Annotated in this window: 7 protein-coding genes and 4 pseudogenes; 9 read left to right on the plus strand and 2 right to left on the minus strand. The window is 67.2% G+C overall.

Annotated features, from left to right (window positions below; all coding sequences use genetic code 11):
* Nucleotides 1–73 precede the first annotated feature (73 nt).
* The 4 genes and pseudogenes from ACSJDS_RS04735 to eno all read left to right on the plus strand — a co-directional run bounded on the left by ACSJDS_RS04735 (nt 74) and on the right by eno (nt 5728).
* A pseudogene (locus ACSJDS_RS04735) lies at nt 74–1489 on the plus strand (FAD-dependent oxidoreductase).
* 315 nt (nt 1490–1804) lie between these two features.
* Nucleotides 1805–3466: a CTP synthase gene (locus ACSJDS_RS04740; protein WP_473032288.1), complete on the plus strand. Its 1662-nt coding sequence runs from the start codon at nt 1805–1807 to the stop codon at nt 3464–3466.
* Between the two features lie 52 nt (nt 3467–3518).
* Entirely contained in the window at nt 3519–4385 is an 867-nt protein-coding gene (gene kdsA, locus ACSJDS_RS04745; RefSeq protein WP_473032289.1) for a 3-deoxy-8-phosphooctulonate synthase, read from the plus strand.
* 51 nt (nt 4386–4436) lie between these two features.
* A pseudogene (gene eno, locus ACSJDS_RS04750) lies at nt 4437–5728 on the plus strand (phosphopyruvate hydratase).
* 491 nt (nt 5729–6219) lie between these two features.
* Here the strand turns inward: eno and fdxA are convergent.
* Nucleotides 6220–6543, minus strand: coding sequence for a ferredoxin FdxA (gene fdxA / locus ACSJDS_RS04755; RefSeq protein WP_473032290.1), 324 nt, complete (start codon nt 6541–6543; stop codon nt 6220–6222).
* 282 nt (nt 6544–6825) lie between these two features.
* Nucleotides 6826–9403: pseudogene (gene mutS / locus ACSJDS_RS04760) on the minus strand (DNA mismatch repair protein MutS).
* A 145-nt stretch (nt 9404–9548) separates the two neighbouring features.
* On the opposite strand from mutS, the gene ACSJDS_RS04765 reads away from it, so the two are divergent.
* From ACSJDS_RS04765 to ACSJDS_RS04785, 5 genes and pseudogenes are all read left to right on the plus strand, one after another.
* Entirely contained in the window at nt 9549–10064 is a 516-nt protein-coding gene (locus tag ACSJDS_RS04765; RefSeq protein ID WP_473032291.1) for a CinA family protein, read from the plus strand.
* 100 nt (nt 10065–10164) lie between these two features.
* The gene (gene recA / locus ACSJDS_RS04770) at nt 10165–11229 is read left to right on the plus strand and encodes a recombinase RecA (RefSeq protein ID WP_473032292.1); all 1065 of its coding nucleotides are present in this window, start codon (nt 10165–10167) and stop codon (nt 11227–11229) included.
* Nucleotides 11230–11244: 15 nt separating this feature from the next.
* A pseudogene (locus tag ACSJDS_RS04775) lies at nt 11245–11729 on the plus strand (regulatory protein RecX).
* Nucleotides 11730–12042: 313 nt separating this feature from the next.
* Complete coding sequence (gene alaS, locus ACSJDS_RS04780; RefSeq protein ID WP_473032293.1) at nt 12043–14655, plus strand: alanine--tRNA ligase; 2613 nt, start codon at nt 12043–12045, stop codon at nt 14653–14655.
* A 110-nt stretch (nt 14656–14765) separates the two neighbouring features.
* Nucleotides 14766–16016, plus strand: coding sequence for an aspartate kinase (locus ACSJDS_RS04785; protein ID WP_473032294.1), 1251 nt, complete (start codon nt 14766–14768; stop codon nt 16014–16016).
* Nucleotides 16017–16049: the final 33 nt, after the last annotated feature.

Consider the following 16049-nt stretch of genomic DNA (forward strand, 5'->3'; position numbering starts at 1 on the left):
GAATGAAGCGGTATCGGCCGGAACCCCTGGAGTGTCGGCGTTCCGAGCCCGCCCGCAGAGAGGAGCAACAGACATGGCCAACCGTTTGAACAACGATTTCCAGTTTATCGACGTGGGTCGCCAGGACCCGCAGAAGAAGGACGCCCGCACCCGTTCGCGGGAGTTCGCCGAGATCTACGAGCCGTACAAGCCTCAGGATGCGGCCAGCCAGGCGCACCGCTGCCTGCACTGCGGCAACCCCTACTGCGAGTGGAAGTGCCCGGTCCACAATTATATCCCCAACTGGCTACAGCTGGTCGCCGAGGGCAATATCCTCGAGGCGGCCGAGCTGTCGCACCGCACCAACACCCTGCCCGAGGTGTGCGGCCGGGTCTGCCCCCAGGATCGCCTCTGCGAGGGGACTGCACCCTCAACGATGGCTTCGGGGCCGTCACCATCGGCTCGGTGGAGAAGTACATCACCGATACGGCCTTCGCCATGGGCTGGCGCCCGGACATGTCCCAGGTGACCTGGACCGACAAGAAGGTGGCCATCATCGGGGCCGGCCCGGCGGGGCTGGGCTGCGCCGATATCCTGGTGCGTAACGGCGTCAAGCCCGTGGTGTATGACAAGTACCCCGAGATCGGCGGCCTGCTGACCTTCGGCATTCCCGAGTTCAAGCTCGAGAAGACGGTGATGGAGCGCCGTCGGGCGGTGTTCGAGGAGATGGGCGTGGAGTTCCGCCTGGGCGTCGAGGTGGGCAAGGAGGTCGAGTTCGACAAGCTTCTGAGCCAGTACGACGCCGTCTTCCTGGGCATGGGCACCTACAAGTACATGGAGGGGGCTTCCCCGGGAGGATCTGCCCGGGGTGCACAAGGCCCTCGACTACCTGATCGCCAACGTCAACCACTGTCTGGGCTTCGAGAAGGACCCGGCCGACTATGTCTCCCTGGAGGGGCAGCGGGTGGTGGTGCTCGGCGGTGGCGATACCGCCATGGACTGCAACCGCACCGCCATTCGCCAGGCGGCCTCCAGCGTCACCTGCGCCTACCGCCGCGACGAGGAGAATATGCCGGGCTCCAAGCGCGAAGTGGCCAACGCCCGGGAGGAGGGCGTGGAGTTCCTCTTCAACCGCCAGCCGGTGGCGGTGGTCGGCGACGAGCGCGTCGAGGGCGTCAAGGTGGTGAGGACGCGGCTCGGCGAGCCCGACGAGAACGGTCGCCAGCGTCCCGAGGTGGTACCGGGCTCCGAGGAGATCCTGCCGGCGGATGCGGTGGTCATTGCCTTTGGCTTCCAGCCCAGCCCCGCGCCCTGGTTCGAGCACGTGGGCATCGACATGGACGAGCGTGGCCGGGTGCTGGCGCCGGAGCAGGGCGCCTACCCCTTCCAGACCACCCATGAGAAGATCTTCGCCGGCGGCGATATGGTGCGCGGCTCCGATCTGGTGGTCACCGCTATCTATGAGGGCCGCCAGGCCGGCGAGGGGATTCTGGATTACCTGAAGGTCTGAGGCCCCTGCGGGTTGAAGCAGCTGGTTCCGGTGGCTTTAACCCGCGGCTTTCCCGGCGACAGGTCTAGGCGGGGGCGCTGTGAATACGTCCCTGTACGCTACCGATTCCTTCCCTGGAATCGGACCCCCGCTGCGACCTGTCCCCGGCGCCGCTTGCGATGGCCGTAAAGCCGCTATCATTTTGCTCGATCCTCGATCCTCGATCCTCGATCCTCGGTCCTGAAATTGAGCCAAAGGTCGTATTCTGCTAGTCTGTCGTCCCATCCTGGCGCGGCTTTCTGCCAAGCCTCATGATCACGTTTCGACAGGTTCTCCATGACACGATATATCTTCGTGACCGGCGGCGTTGTGTCCTCTCTCGGCAAGGGCATCGCGTCGGCCTCGCTGGCGGCGATTCTCGAGGCGCGCGGCCTCAAGGTCACCATGCTCAAGCTCGACCCGTACATCAACGTGGATCCGGGCACCATGAGCCCCTTCCAGCACGGCGAGGTGTTCGTCACCGAAGATGGCGCCGAAACCGACCTCGACCTGGGCCACTATGAGCGTTTCATTCGCACCAAGATGACCCAGGGCAACAACTTCACCACCGGCCGGGTCTACGAGCACGTGCTGCGCCGCGAGCGCCGCGGCGACTACCTGGGTGGCACCGTGCAGGTGATCCCGCACATCACCGACGAGATCAAGCGCCGGGTCTATGCCGGCGGCGAGGGCTTCGACGTGGCCCTGGTGGAGATCGGCGGCACCGTGGGCGACATCGAGTCGCTGCCCTTCCTGGAGTCGATCCGCCAGATCCGAAGCGAGCTGGGCGCCAATCGGGCGATCTTTATGCACCTGACCCTGGTGCCCTATATCAAGACCGCCGGGGAGACCAAGACCAAGCCGACCCAGCACAGCGTCAAGGAGCTGCGCTCCATCGGTATCCAGCCCGATATCCTGATCTGTCGCAGCGAGGTGGAGCTCGAAGAGAGCGAGCGGCGCAAGATCGCGCTGTTCACCAACGTCGAGGAGCGCGCCGTGGTGCCGCTTCAGGACGCCGACACCATCTATCGTATCCCGCTGATGCTCCACGAGCACGGCCTCGACGAGATCGTCTGCGACAAGCTGCGCTTGGAGGCCAGCGAGGCCGACCTGGCCGAGTGGATCCATGTGCTCGACGCCAAGCTCAACCCGCTGAAGTCGATCAACATCGCCATGGTCGGCAAGTACATGGAGCTGCTCGACGCCTATAAGTCGCTCAACGAAGCGCTGATTCACGCCGGCATCCAGACCCGGGTCAAGGTCAACGTCGACTACATCGACTCCGAGGACATCGAGCGCCACGGCACCGAGCGCCTGGCCGGCAAGGACGCCATCCTGGTGCCCGGCGGCTTCGGCGAGCGCGGCGTGGAGGGCAAGATCGCCACGGCCCGCTTCGCCCGCGAGAACGGCATCCCCTACCTGGGCATCTGCCTGGGCATGCAGGTGGCGGTGATCGAGTTCGCCCGCAACGTGGCCGGCTGGGAAGACGCCGACTCCACCGAGTTCACCCACGAGACCCAGCACCCGGTGGTGGGCCTGATCACCGAATGGCTCACCCCCGAGGGCAAGATCGAGCTGCGCGACGAGGCCTCGGACCTCGGCGGCACCATGCGCCTGGGCGGCCAGGTGTGCCAGCTCAAGGCCGGCAGCAAGGCCCGCGAGGCCTACGGCAGCGACGAGATCGTCGAGCGCCACCGCCACCGCTATGAAGTCAACAACCAGTTCGTGGAGGCGCTGGAGCAGGCCGGCCTGGTGGTTTCCGGCAAGAGCATCGATAACTCCCTGGTGGAGATGGTCGAGCTGCCCGACCATCCCTGGTACCTGGCCTGCCAGTTCCACCCGGAGTTCACCTCCACGCCCCGGGACGGCCACCCGCTGTTCACCGGCTTCGTCAACGCGGCGCTCGATCACAAGAACCTGCGCGCCCGTCAGCAGGCCCAGGCCCAGCCCCAGGGGTGAGGGGCCCAGGCCGCCCCATCACAGCCCGACCCCAGGGCAAAGGAGCGTAAACATGGCAGACCCCCAGCGCAGCGAGCCGGAGCGTCATGTGCGCATTGCCGGCCTCACCGCCGGCAATGCGCTGCCGCTGATGCTGTTCGGCGGCATGAATGTCCTTGAGTCCCGGGAGCTGGCCCTTGAGGTCGCCGAGACCTACGTGGACGTCACCGGGCGGCTCGGCATGCCCTACGTCTTCAAGGCCAGCTTCGACAAGGCCAACCGCAGCTCCATCCACTCCTTCCGCGGCCCTGGCCTCGAGAAGGGGCTGGCGATACTGGCCGAGGTGAAGGAGCGCTTTGGCGTGCCGATCATCACCGACGTGCACGAGCCCTGGCAGGCCGCGCCGGTGGCCGAGGTGGCCGACATCATCCAGCTGCCCGCCTTCCTGGCGCGCCAGACCGACCTGGTGGTGGCCATGGCCGAGACCGGGGCGGTCATCAATATCAAGAAACCGCAGTTCCTGGCGCCCCAGGAGATGCGGCACATCATCCGCAAGTGCGAGGAGGCCGGCAACGACCGGCTGATCCTCTGCGAGCGCGGCTCCAGCTTCGGCTACAACAACCTGGTGGTCGATATGCTCGGCTTCGGTGAGATGAAGCAGACCGGCTGTCCGGTCTTCTTCGATGTCACCCATGCCCTGCAGCGCCCCGGCGGGCGGGCCGACAGCGCCGACGGCCGGCGTGCCCAGGTGGCCGAGCTGGCCCGGGCCGGGGTCGCCGTGGGCCTCGCCGGGCTCTTCCTGGAGGCCCATCCGGACCCCGATAATGCCAAGTGCGACGGTCCCTGCGCGCTGCCGCTGGCCCAGCTCGAGCCCTTCCTGGCCCAGCTCAAGGCGATCGATGAGCTGGTCAAGGGCTTCCCGCCCCTGACCGTCGCCTGAGCCCCCCCACCGACTCACTCAACGCTGACCCATAAAAAAGGACGACACACCATGACCAAGATTGTCGAAATCCACGCCCTCGAGGTGCTCGACTCCCGCGGTAACCCCACCGTTCAGGCCGAGGTACGCCTGGAGAGCGGGGCCGTGGGCGTGGCCTGCGCCCCCAGCGGCGCCTCCACCGGCTCTCGCGAGGCCCTGGAGCTGCGCGACGGCGACAAGGCCCGCTATCTCGGCAAGGGCGTGCTGAAGGCGGTGGAGGCCGTTAACGGGGCGATCCGCGAGCGCCTGGTGGGCATGGATGCGAGGGATCAGCGTGGCCTGGATGCGGCCATGCTCGAGCTCGACGGCACCGACAACAAGGCCAAGCTCGGCGCCAACGCCATCCTCGCCGTGTCGCTGGCCGCCGCCAAGGCCGCCGCCAATGCCAAGGGCATGCCGCTCTACGCCCATATCGCCGAGCTTTACGGCCAGCCGGGCCAGTACCGTATGCCGGTGCCGATGATGAACATCCTCAACGGCGGCGAGCATGCCGACAACAACGTCGACATCCAGGAGTTCATGATCCAGCCGGTAGGCGCGGAAAACTTCCGCGAGGCGCTGCGCGTCGGGGCCGAGATATTCCACGCCCTGAAGAAGGTGCTGTCGGCCAAGGGGTTGTCCACGGCGGTGGGTGATGAGGGCGGCTTCGCCCCAACCTGGCGTCCAACGCCGAGGCGCTCGCCGTGATCCAGCAGGCGGTGGAAGACGCCGGCTATCAGCTGGGCAAGGACATCACCCTGGCGTTGGACTGCGCCGCCTCTGAGTTCTACCAGGACGGCCAGTACTCCCTGTCGGGGGAGAACAAGACCTTCGATGCGGCCGGCTTCGTGGACTACCTGGCCGAGCTGTGCGATCAGTACCCCATCGTCTCCATCGAGGATGGCCTGGACGAGTCCGACTGGGCCGGCTGGAAGGCGTTGACCGACAAGCTCGGCGACAAGGTGCAGCTGGTCGGCGATGACCTGTTCGTCACCAATACCAAGATCCTCAAGCGCGGCATCGACGAGCAGATCGGCAACTCCATCCTGATCAAGTTCAACCAGATCGGGTCGCTCTCCGAGACCCTGGACGCCATCAAGATGGCGCAGGACGCCGGTTTCACCGCGGTGATCTCCCACCGCAGCGGCGAGACCGAGGACACCACCATCGCCGATCTTGCGGTGGGCACCTCCGCGGGTCAGATCAAGACCGGTTCGCTGTGCCGCTCCGACCGTGTGGCCAAGTACAACCGCCTGCTGGTGATCGAGCAGCAGCTGGGCGAGGTGGCCGCCTACCCCGGCCGCGCGGCGATCAAGGGGCAGTGAAGTGAGGCGACGATATCGCCGATTCGGTTTGTAGGAAATTGCCTACAAAGCGGCGACGTTAGCCGCTTGAATTCGGGCAGGATAGCCGGCGCCAGGGGCGTCGGCTTTTTTCAGCCTATTGTTTTATATGGTTTTTTAGCGTGGGGTGCGTGCCGGTGCCGGGCGCTGGCGCGACTCGAGGTCGACTTGCGTTGCAGTGCAGAAATGCCACAATGACTTCGGGACAAGGGAGAGCGGTAACGCTTTCCGGCAGGATGCAAAAAAGCAACGGGATGCTTTTGCGTGGTGCGCTCGGTGTGACAGGACGTCGCCTCCGGGCAGGGATGTCACCACAGGAGTTCGGACGGAGGGAACCGTCCATGGAACGGCTGGGAGCGGGCGACCTTAGGGTCGCCTTTTTGTGCCGCCCTATCGAAAGAGCCTATCGAAAGCGCGCCGATGCTTCGTGGAGCATCGGCGCTCTTGCCTGTCCGGGAACTGGGCGCGAGAGCTCAGCGCTCCAGATGTTCGAGCTTGCCGGGCTTGCCGTCCCACTCTTCGGCGTCGGGCAGCGGGTCTTTCTTCTCGGCGATATTGGGCCACACCTCGGCCAGCTCGGCGTTGATGGCGATGAACTCCTCCTGCCCTTCCGGTAGCTCGTCTTCCGAGAATATCGCCTCGGCCGGGCATTCCGGCTCGCACAGCGCGCAGTCGATGCACTCGTCCGGGTGAATCACCAGAAAGTTGGGGCCCTCGTAGAAGCAGTCCACCGGGCAGACCTCGACACAGTCGGTGTACTTGCACTTGATGCAGTTCTCGGTGACGACGAATGTCATGCCGCTCTCCCTTCCTCTGGCCGGGGTCGTTCGGCCACTGTGGATAGTTGATAAAAAAGTTATAAGAGCCGGTGTTTTTATGCTGGGACGGCCGGGAATCTGACCATTCTCAGTCGTGCCCCCATAGCGTCGCAAGCGGTGCTCGGACTGCTCGGCTTCGGCGCTGATCCGTCGGCAGGCCTTCGAGGAGGCGCTGTGAACCCATTCCTGGGCGCTACCGATGCCATCCCTGGCATAGGACTTCCTCTTCGGCCTGCCCCGGCGCGCCTCGCTTCGCCGTTGTTATAGAGATTCCCGCCAGCGGTAGAGCAGCTCCAGCGCCTGGCGCGGCGTCAGCTCGTCCAGGGCGAGGCCGCCGAGCTCCTCCACCAGCGGATGGGGAGCGCTGGCGAAGAGGTCGCTCTGCAGTGGCGCCGAGGGTGCGCTATTCAGGCTCCCCGCCGGGCGGCTGCCCTGGTCGATCTCCTGCTGTTCGAGCTGGGTCAATTTATCGCGGGCCCGGGCGATGACGCCCTGGGGCACGCCGGCCAGCTGCGCCACCTGCAGCCCGTAGCTCTGGCTCGCCGGGCCGTCCTCCACCCGGTGCATGAAGACGATACCCTCCTTGTGCTCGGCCGCGGTGAGGTGCACGTTGGCCACCGCCTCGACCTGATCGGCCAGGGCGGTCATCTCGAAGTAGTGGGTAGCGAACAGCGTGAAGGCGCGGGAGCGGGTCAGGTGTTCGGCGCTGGCCCAGGCCAGCGACAGGCCGTCGAAGGTGCTGGTGCCGCGGCCGATCTCGTCCATCAGCACTAGGCTCTGGTCGGTGGCGTTGTGCAGGATGCTGGCGGTCTCGGTCATCTCCACCATGAAGGTGGAGCGCCCGCCGGCCAGGTCATCCGAGGAGCCGATACGGGTGAAGATGCGGTCCACCGGGCCGATCTCGGCGCTGTCGGCGGGCACGAAGCTGCCGGTGTGGGCGAGCAGCACGATCAGTGCCGCCTGGCGCATGTAGGTGGACTTGCCGCCCATGTTGGGGCCGGTGATCACCAGCATGCGGCGCTCATCGCCCATCATCAGGTCGTTGGGGACGAAGGGCGTGTCGCTGACCTGCTCCACGACGGGGTGACGCCCGCCGCGGATCTCGATGCCGGGGTGCTCGGCGAGTCTCGGGGGGTGAGCTGAAGGGCCTGGGCGCGCTCGGCGAAGGCGCACAGCACGTCCAGCGCGGCCAGCGCACGCCCGGTGGCCTGGAGGGCATCGAGCTCGGCATTCAAGGTGTCGAGCAGGCTGTCGTAGAGCAGCTTCTCCCGGGCGAGCGCCCGGGACTTGGCGGACAGCGCCTTGTCCTCGAATGCCTTGAGCTCGGGAATGATGAAGCGCTCGGCGTTCTTCAGGGTCTGGCGGCGCACGTAGTCTGCCGGGGCGTCGCGCGCCTGGGCCCGGGGAATCTCGATATAGTAGCCGTGGACCCGATTGTAGCCCACCTTGAGGCCGGGCAGGCCGGTGCGCTCCCGCTCCCGGGTCTCCAACTGTACCAGATAGTCGCCGGCGTGCTCGGCCAGGCCGCGGTGCTCGTCGAGCTCGGCGTCGAAGCCCTCGGCGATCACCCCGCCGTCGCGGATCACCACCGGCGGGTTCTCCACTAGGGCGCGGGTCAGGGTGTCGGCCAGCTCGGGAAAGGGGCGGATATGGCGGGCCAGCTCGTCCAGGGCGGTGCCCTCGCTGAAGCCGGTCAGCTCGGCCTGCAGGGTGGGGAGGGCGTTCAGCGCGTCGCGCAATCGGGCGAGATCCCGGGGCCGTGCGCTGTAGAGCGCCACCCGGGCCAGGATGCGCTCGACATCGCCGATCGCCTTGAGCGACTCGCGCAGGGGACGAAGCCCTCCTGGTCGAGCAGCAGTGCCACCGCGCCCTGGCGTCGTGTTACCTGTTCGCGGTCCCGCAGCGGGCGGTTGAGCCAGCGCTTGAGCAGCCGCGAGCCCATGGCCGTGGTGGTGGTGTCGAGCACGCTGGCCAGGGTGTTGTCGCCGCTGCCGCTCAGGTTGGTGTCGATCTCCAGGTTGCGGCGGCTGGCGGCATCTATCACCACGGCATCGTCGCGGCTCTCCACGCCGATGGCGGTAACATGGGGCAGACGCGAGCGCTGGGTGTCCCGAGCGTACTCGATCAGTACGCCGGCGGCGGTGATCGCGGCTTCGAGGTGGGCGCAGCCGAAGCCGCGCAGGTCGGCGACGCCAAACTGGTCGCAGAGGATGCGCTGGGCGCTCTCGGCATCGAACAGCCAGTCGCTCTGGCGGCGCAGGCCGCGCCGGCCATCCAGGGCTGGGGGCAGCGAGAGACTCTCGGCCACCAGCAGCTCGGCGGGGTCGAGGCGTGTCAGCTCGGCCAGCAGCTCGCCTTCCCCCTCCACCTCCAGCACGCCGAAGCGCCCGCTGGAGAGCTCCAGCCAGGCCAGGCCGAAGCGCTCGCCGGCGGTGTGCACGGCCACCAGCAGGTTGTCGCGGCGGGCGTCGAGCAGCGCCTCGTCGTAGAGGGTACCGGGGGTGACGATGCGCACCACGCGGCGCTCCACCGGCCCCTTGCTGGTGGCCGGATCGCCGATCTGCTCGCAGATCGCCACCGACTCGCCGGCGGCCACCAGGCGCGCCAGATACCCCTCGGCGCTATGGTAGGGCACCCCGGCCATGGGGATCGGCTTGCCCGCCGACTGACCGCGCTGGGTCAGGGTAATATCGAGCAGCGCCGCGGCGCGCTTGGCGTCATCGAAGAACAGCTCATAGAAGTCGCCCATGCGGTAGAAGAGCAGCACGTCCGGGTGTTCGCGCTTGATCTTCAGGAACTGGGCCATCATCGGGGTGTGCGGGGTGCTGGCCTGGGACATGGGGTACCTGTCTCACTGGTGTCGAATCGGGCTGGCTTTGCGCCATGCATGTCGCTGGCAAAGGCGGTATTGTACGGAAAAGTCATCGCACATGCGTGGTCGTCGTCGGCGAAGGACGGCGGCGGCCGCCCCAGGGAGAGACACCATGCCGCCCAGCGCCGCCCGCCTGGCCAACCTCGATCTGACTACCCTCGCCGAGCGCCTGGGGCGGGCCTGCCGCGCTCGCAGCGTGAGCGTGACGGCCGCCGAATCCTGCACCGGCGGCGGGGTGGCCAGCGCCATCACCGCCGTGGCCGGCAGCTCCGACTACTTCGAGGTCGGCTACGTGACCTACTCCAACGCCGCCAAGACGCGTCTGCTCGGTGTGCCCGAGGCGCTGCTCGAGGCCGAGGGTGCGGTGAGCCGCGAGGTGGTGGAGGCCATGGTCGCCGGCGCCTGTCGTGACAGCGGGGCGGGACTCGGCGTGGCCATCAGCGGCGTGGCCGGCCCCGGCGGCGGCTCGCCGAACAAGCCGGTGGGTACCGTATGGCTCGCTTGGGGCGATGCCGAGCACCAGCAGGCCGAGTGCCGGCACTTCCCCGGCGACCGCCGCGCGGTGCGCGAGCAGGCGGTGCGCGAGGCCCTGGTGGGCCTGCTGCAACGGCTGGAGCGCCGGGAGTAGGCGAGCCGGCTTTTTTGCGCCATAATACTGGCCAATCATACAGTGTTTGTCGGGCGGCCTGTCGCCGCCCGCGTCAGATTCTTCTGCGAGGAGAGCCCTCATGGCACAGGACGACAACCGTTCCAAGGCGCTGAATGCCGCACTCAGCCAGATCGAACGCCAGTTCGGCAAGGGCACCGTGATGCGCCTGGGCGATGCCCCGCGGGTGGCGATGCCGGCGGTCTCCACCGGCTCGCTGGGCCTGGACATCGCGCTGGGCATCGGCGGCCTGCCCTATGGGCGGGTGGTGGAGATCTTCGGCCCGGAGTCCTCGGGCAAGACCACCCTGACCCTGTCGGTGATCGCCCAGGCCCAGAAGCAGGGCAAGACCTGCGCCTTCATCGACGCCGAGCACGCCCTGGACCCGAGCTACGCCGAGAAGCTTGGCGTCAATCTCGATGACCTGCTGGTTTCCCAGCCCGACACCGGCGAGCAGGCGCTGGAGATCTGCGACATGCTGGTGCGCTCCGGCGGGGTCGACGTGATCATCATCGACTCGGTGGCCGCGCTCACCCCGCGCGCGGAGATCGAGGGGGAGATGGGCGACTCCCACGTGGGCCTGCAGGCGCGCCTGATGTCCCAGGCGCTGCGCAAGATCACCGGCAATATCAAGAACGCCAACTGCATGGTGGTGTTCATCAACCAGATCCGCATGAAGATCGGGGTGATGTTCGGCTCACCCGAGACCACCACCGGTGGCAACGCCCTGAAGTTCTACTCCAGCGTGCGCCTGGACATCCGCCGTACCGGCTCGGTCAAGCAGGGCGACGAGGTGGTCGGCAACGAGACCCGGGTAAAGGTGGTCAAGAACAAGGTCTCGCCGCCGTTTCGCCAGGCCGAGTTCCAGATTCTCTATGGCAAGGGCATCTATCATGCCGGCGAGGTGGTCGACCTGGGCGTGCAGTGCAAGCTGGTCGACAAGGCCGGCGCCTGGTACAGCTATCAGGGCAACAAGATCGGCCAGGGCAAGGCCAACGCCGCCCAGTTCCTCGAGGACAACCCGGCGGTGATGGAGGAGATCGAGAGTCAGATCCGCGCCCAGCTGCTGACCTCGGCGGAACCCAAGGAGCCGAAGAGTGCCGAGCCCGTGGCCAGCGAGGAGAGCGGCGAGAACGACCTGCTCTAATTCTTCATGCCGCGCATGTCCGATACCGCCCAGGCGAAGGAGAAGGAGAAGGCCCAGACGCCCCGCGACGCTGCCCTGCGCCTGCTGGCCCGGCGCGAGTATTCCCGCGCCGAGCTGGTCGAGCGGCTGAATGCCAAGGGGCATGAGGCGGCCGAGGTCGCCGCCTGCCTCGACGCTCTGGCCGAGCAGGGCCTGCAGTCGGATGCCCGCTTCGCCGAGTCCTTCCTGCGTTCGCGGGTGGCGCGTGGCCAGGGGCCGCTGAAGATCCGCGGCGAGCTGGCCCGGCGCGGGGTCGATCGCGATACGGTGGCGGCGGCCTTCGCCGAGCTTGAGCAGCGCGGCGAGGTGGACTGGTTCGCCCTGGCCGCCGATACCCTGGCGCGGCGCTTCCCCGGCCCCGGCGATACCCCCGCGAGCGCGCACGGCGCGAACGCTTCCTGGCCGGGCGCGGCTTCGATTTCGACCAGCTGCGCCATGCGCTCGAGCACGCGTGGGGCTAAACATCAGACCTGGACTAGCTGGTGAGGGGCGCCAGGGACAGGTCGAAGAGGAGGTCCTACGCCAGGGATGGCGTCGGTAGCGCCCAGGGAGGGGTTCACAGCGCCTCCTCGCAGACCTGTCGCTGGATCAGCCCCGCGTCTTGCTGGTGCTGCCCCTTCAGTCCCTTGACAACTGCGCTATAATGCTCCCCTTTGCCAACGCCCCGGGTCGCGCCCCTGATGCGCGCCGGCGTGCCGTTTCCGGCCCGCTCTGCCGGGTACGCGGAGCCTCGCCCGCCCGCCGGGACACCACGCTCATCGTCACGGATATCCCATGAAAAGCGCAGACATCAGACAGGCCTTTCTGACTTACTTCGAGCAGCACGGGCATACCGTTGTGCCCTCCAGCTCCCTGGTGCCGGGCAACGACCCGACGCTGCTGTTCACCAATGCCGGCATGGTGCCGTTCAAGGATGTCTTCCTGGGCCGCGAGTCGCGTCCCTACGTGCGGGCGGTCTCCTCCCAGCGCTGCGTGCGTGCCGGCGGCAAGCACAACGACCTGGACAACGTCGGCTACACCGCCCGCCACCACACCTTCTTCGAGATGCTGGGCAACTTCAGCTTCGGCGACTACTTCAAGCGTGACGCCATCCGCTTCGCCTGGACCTTCCTCACCGAGACCCTGGGGCTGCCCAAGGAGAAGCTGTGGGTCACGGTGCATATCAGCGACGACGAGGCCGAGAAGATCTGGAAGGAGGAGATCGGCGTCGACCCGTCGCGCTTCTCCAAGCTCGACGAGGACAACTTCTGGCAGATGGGCGATACCGGCCCCTGCGGCCCCAGCTCCGAGATCTTCTTCGATCACGGCCCCGAGGTGTGGGGAGGGCCGCCCGGCAGCCCCGAGGAGGACGGCGACCGCTACATCGAGATCTGGAACCTGGTGTTCATGCAGTTCGACCGCGACGCTGCGGGCACCCTCAACCCGCTGCCCAAGCCCTCCATCGACACCGGCATGGGGCTCGAACGGGTGGCCGCTGTCATGCAGGGGGTGCACTCCAACTACGAGATCGACCTCTTCCAGAACCTGCTGGCGGCAGCGGCGCAGCGCACCGGCCATGCCGATACCCGCCACCCCTCGCTGCGGGTGATCGCCGACCATATCCGCTCCTGCGCTTTTCTGATCACCGACGGCGTGCTGCCCTCCAATGAGGGGCGCGGCTACGTGCTGCGCCGGATCATTCGCCGGGCCATCCGCCACGGCCACAAGCTGGGCGCCCAGGGCAACTTCTTCCACCGGCTGGTGGGGGCGCTGGACGCCGAGATGGGCGATGCCTATCCGGAGCTGCGCCAGGCGCGCCACCAGATCGAACGCGTGCTGCTCAAGGAGGAGGAGCAGTTCGCCCGCACCCTGGAGCACGGCATGGGCCTGCTCGAGGAGGCCCTGGCGGGCCTCGACGGCGAGGTGCTGCCCGGCGAGACCGTCTTCAAGCTCTACGACACCTACGGCTTCCCCTACGACCTCACCGCCGATGTCTGTCGCGAGCGCGACGTGGTCCTGGACGAGATCGGCTTCGAGCGGGCGCTGGAGGCCCAGCGCGAGCGCGCCCGGGCCGCCAGCCAGTTCGGCGCCGACTACGGCGCCGCCCTGGAGCTCGAGGGCGAGACCACCTTCACCGGCTACGACCGGCTCGATGATCGCGCCACGGTAACCGCCCTGATCGATCGTGAGGGCAATGCCCTGGCTCGCCTCGCCACCGAGCAGCGCGGCCTGGTGGTGCTCGACCGCACGCCTTTCTACGCCGAGTCCGGCGGTCAGGTGGGCGATACCGGCTACCTGCACCTGGACGACGGCAGCCGCTTCCTGGTCACCGACACTCAGAAACAGGGAGACCATCATCTGCATCACGGCGTGCTGCTGGAGGGGGAGCTGGCCGTGGGGGCCGCGGTGCGCCCGGAGGTCAACGGCGAGCTGCGCGGCGCCACCGTGCGCAACCACTCCGCCACCCACCTGATGCACAAGGCGCTGCGCCTGGTGCTGGGCGAGCACGTGCAGCAGAAAGGCTCGCTGGTGACCCCCGAGCGGCTGCGCTTCGACTTCAGCCACTTCGAGGCGATGACCCCCGAACAGCTCGCCGAGGTGGAGCGCCTGGTCAACGAGCAGATCCTTGCCAACGCGCCCACCCTGATCGAGACCATGACTCTCGACCAGGCCAAAGCCAAGGGAGCGGCGGCGCTGTTTGAGGCCAAGTACGCCGACAGCGTGCGGGTGCTGACCATCGGCGCCGACGACTTCTCCATCGAGCTGTGTGGGGGCACCCACGTGGCCCGCAGCGGCGACATCGGCTGCTTCCATATCGTCAGCGAGCAGGGCATCGCCTCGGGCGTGCGCCGGATCGAGGCGATCACCGGCGAGGGCGCACTGACCTACTTCCGCGAGCAGGAAGCGCGGCTCAGCCGCATCGGCGAGCGCCTCAAGGCCAAGCCCGAGCAGGTCGAGGAGCGCGTCGACTCGCTGGTCGAGCGCAACCGCAGCCTGGAGAAGGAGCTCGAGCGTCTCAAGGCCAAGCTGGCCAGCGCCGCCGGCAGCGACATGCTTGCCGAGGCCCGCGAGATCGCCGGGGTCAAGGTGCTGGCGACCCGCCTGGAGGGCGTCTCCGGCAAGGAGCTGCGCGGTGTGCTCGACCAGCTCAAGAACAAGCTCGGCTCCGGGATCGTGGTGCTCGGCGTGGCCGACGCCGAGGCCGGCAAGGTCAGCCTGATCGCCGGCGTCACCCAGGACCTCACCGGCCGCGTCAAGGCCGGTGAGCTGGTCAATCACGTGGCCTCCCAGGTGGGCGGCAAAGGGGGCGGCCGTCCCGACATGGCCCAGGCCGGCGGCAGCGACGTCGCGGCCTTGCCGGGGGCGCTGGAGAGCGTCCCCGCCTGGGTGGAGGCGCGCCTCCAGTAACTCACGATCGGCAGGGCCGGTGACCGCAGGGTCCCGGCCCTGTCAGCATGGATCCACCTTTCACTCATCCGAGCGCCTCAGGCTCTCGACACACGAGGGAAACACCGCATATGGCACTATACGTACAGAAGTTCGGCGGCACCTCGGTGGGCTCCGTGGAGCGCATCAAGGCCGTGGCCGAGAAGGTCAAGGGCTTTCGCGAACAGGGCCACCAGGTCGTCGTGGTGGTCTCCGCCATGAGCGGCGAGACCAACCGCCTGATCGGCATGGCCAACGAGATCAACGACGAGCCGACGCCGCGGGAGCTGGACATGCTGGTCTCCACCGGCGAGCAGGTGACCATCTCGCTGCTGGCCATGGCGCTGCACAAGCTGGGCGTGGCCGCCACCTCCTACACCGGCTCCCAGGTGGGCATTCAGACCGACAGCGCCCACACCAAGGCGCGTATCCAGCGCATCGAGACCGATGACCTGCAGGCCGACCTGGATGACGGTCAGGTGGTCGTGGTGGCCGGCTTCCAGGGCGTGGACGAAGAGGGCAATATCACCACCCTCGGTCGCGGCGGCTCCGACACTACCGGGGTGGCCCTGGCGGCCGCGCTGGGCGCCGACGAATGCCAGATCTATACCGATGTCGACGGTGTCTACACCACCGACCCCCGCGTCTGCTCCAAGGCCCAGCGCCTCGACAGCATCACCGTCGAAGAGATGCTCGAGCTGGCCAGCCTCGGCTCCAAGGTCCTGCAGATCCGCGCCGTCGAATTCGCCGGCAAATACAATGTTCCGCTGCGCGTGCTGTCCAGTTTCCAGGGCGGCCCCGGCACCCTTATCGTTGCAGACTCCGACAAAGACGAGGACTCCATGGAAGAACCGCTGATCTCCGGTATCGCCTTCACCGCCAACGAGGCCAAGCTGACCCTGCTCAACACCCCGGACGTGCCGGGCGTGGCCTCGCGTATCCTCGGGCCCATCGCCGACGCCAACATCGAAGTCGACATGATCGTGCAGAACGTGGCGCCGGCCGGCGACTACACCGACTTCACCTTCACCGTGGCCAAGGGCGACTACAAGAAGACCCTCAAGATTCTCCAGGAGCAGGTGCTGCCCGACCTGGGCGAGGGCGAAGTGAAGGGTGACGACAACATTGCCAAGGTGTCGCTGGTGGGCGTGGGCATGCGCTCCCATGCCGGCGTGGCCTCCAAGATGTTCCGCGTGCTGGCCGACGAGAACGTCAACATTCGCATGGTGTCCACCTCGGAGATCAAGATCTCGGTGGTGGTCGACGAGAAGCATATGGAACTCGCCGTACGCGCCCTGCACAAGGCCTTCGGTCTGGACAAGAGCGATATCGAGAGCGAATAAGGGCGAGCGCTACGGCCTGTAGCTTCTACGCTT

Source organism: Halomonas sp. SL18_1 (assembly GCF_055755715.1).

Coding starts and splice junctions, on each gene's coding strand:
- ACSJDS_RS04785 (WP_473032294.1), top strand. CDS start 14,766: ATGGCACTATACGTACAGAAGTTCGGCGGCACCTCGGTGGGCTCCGTG.
- kdsA (WP_473032289.1), top strand. CDS start 3,519: ATGGCAGACCCCCAGCGCAGCGAGCCGGAGCGTCATGTGCGCATTGCC.
- ACSJDS_RS04765 (WP_473032291.1), top strand. CDS start 9,549: ATGCCGCCCAGCGCCGCCCGCCTGGCCAACCTCGATCTGACTACCCTC.
- ACSJDS_RS04740 (WP_473032288.1), top strand. CDS start 1,805: ATGACACGATATATCTTCGTGACCGGCGGCGTTGTGTCCTCTCTCGGC.
- fdxA (WP_473032290.1), bottom strand. CDS start 6,543: ATGACATTCGTCGTCACCGAGAACTGCATCAAGTGCAAGTACACCGAC.
- alaS (WP_473032293.1), top strand. CDS start 12,043: ATGAAAAGCGCAGACATCAGACAGGCCTTTCTGACTTACTTCGAGCAG.
- recA (WP_473032292.1), top strand. CDS start 10,165: ATGGCACAGGACGACAACCGTTCCAAGGCGCTGAATGCCGCACTCAGC.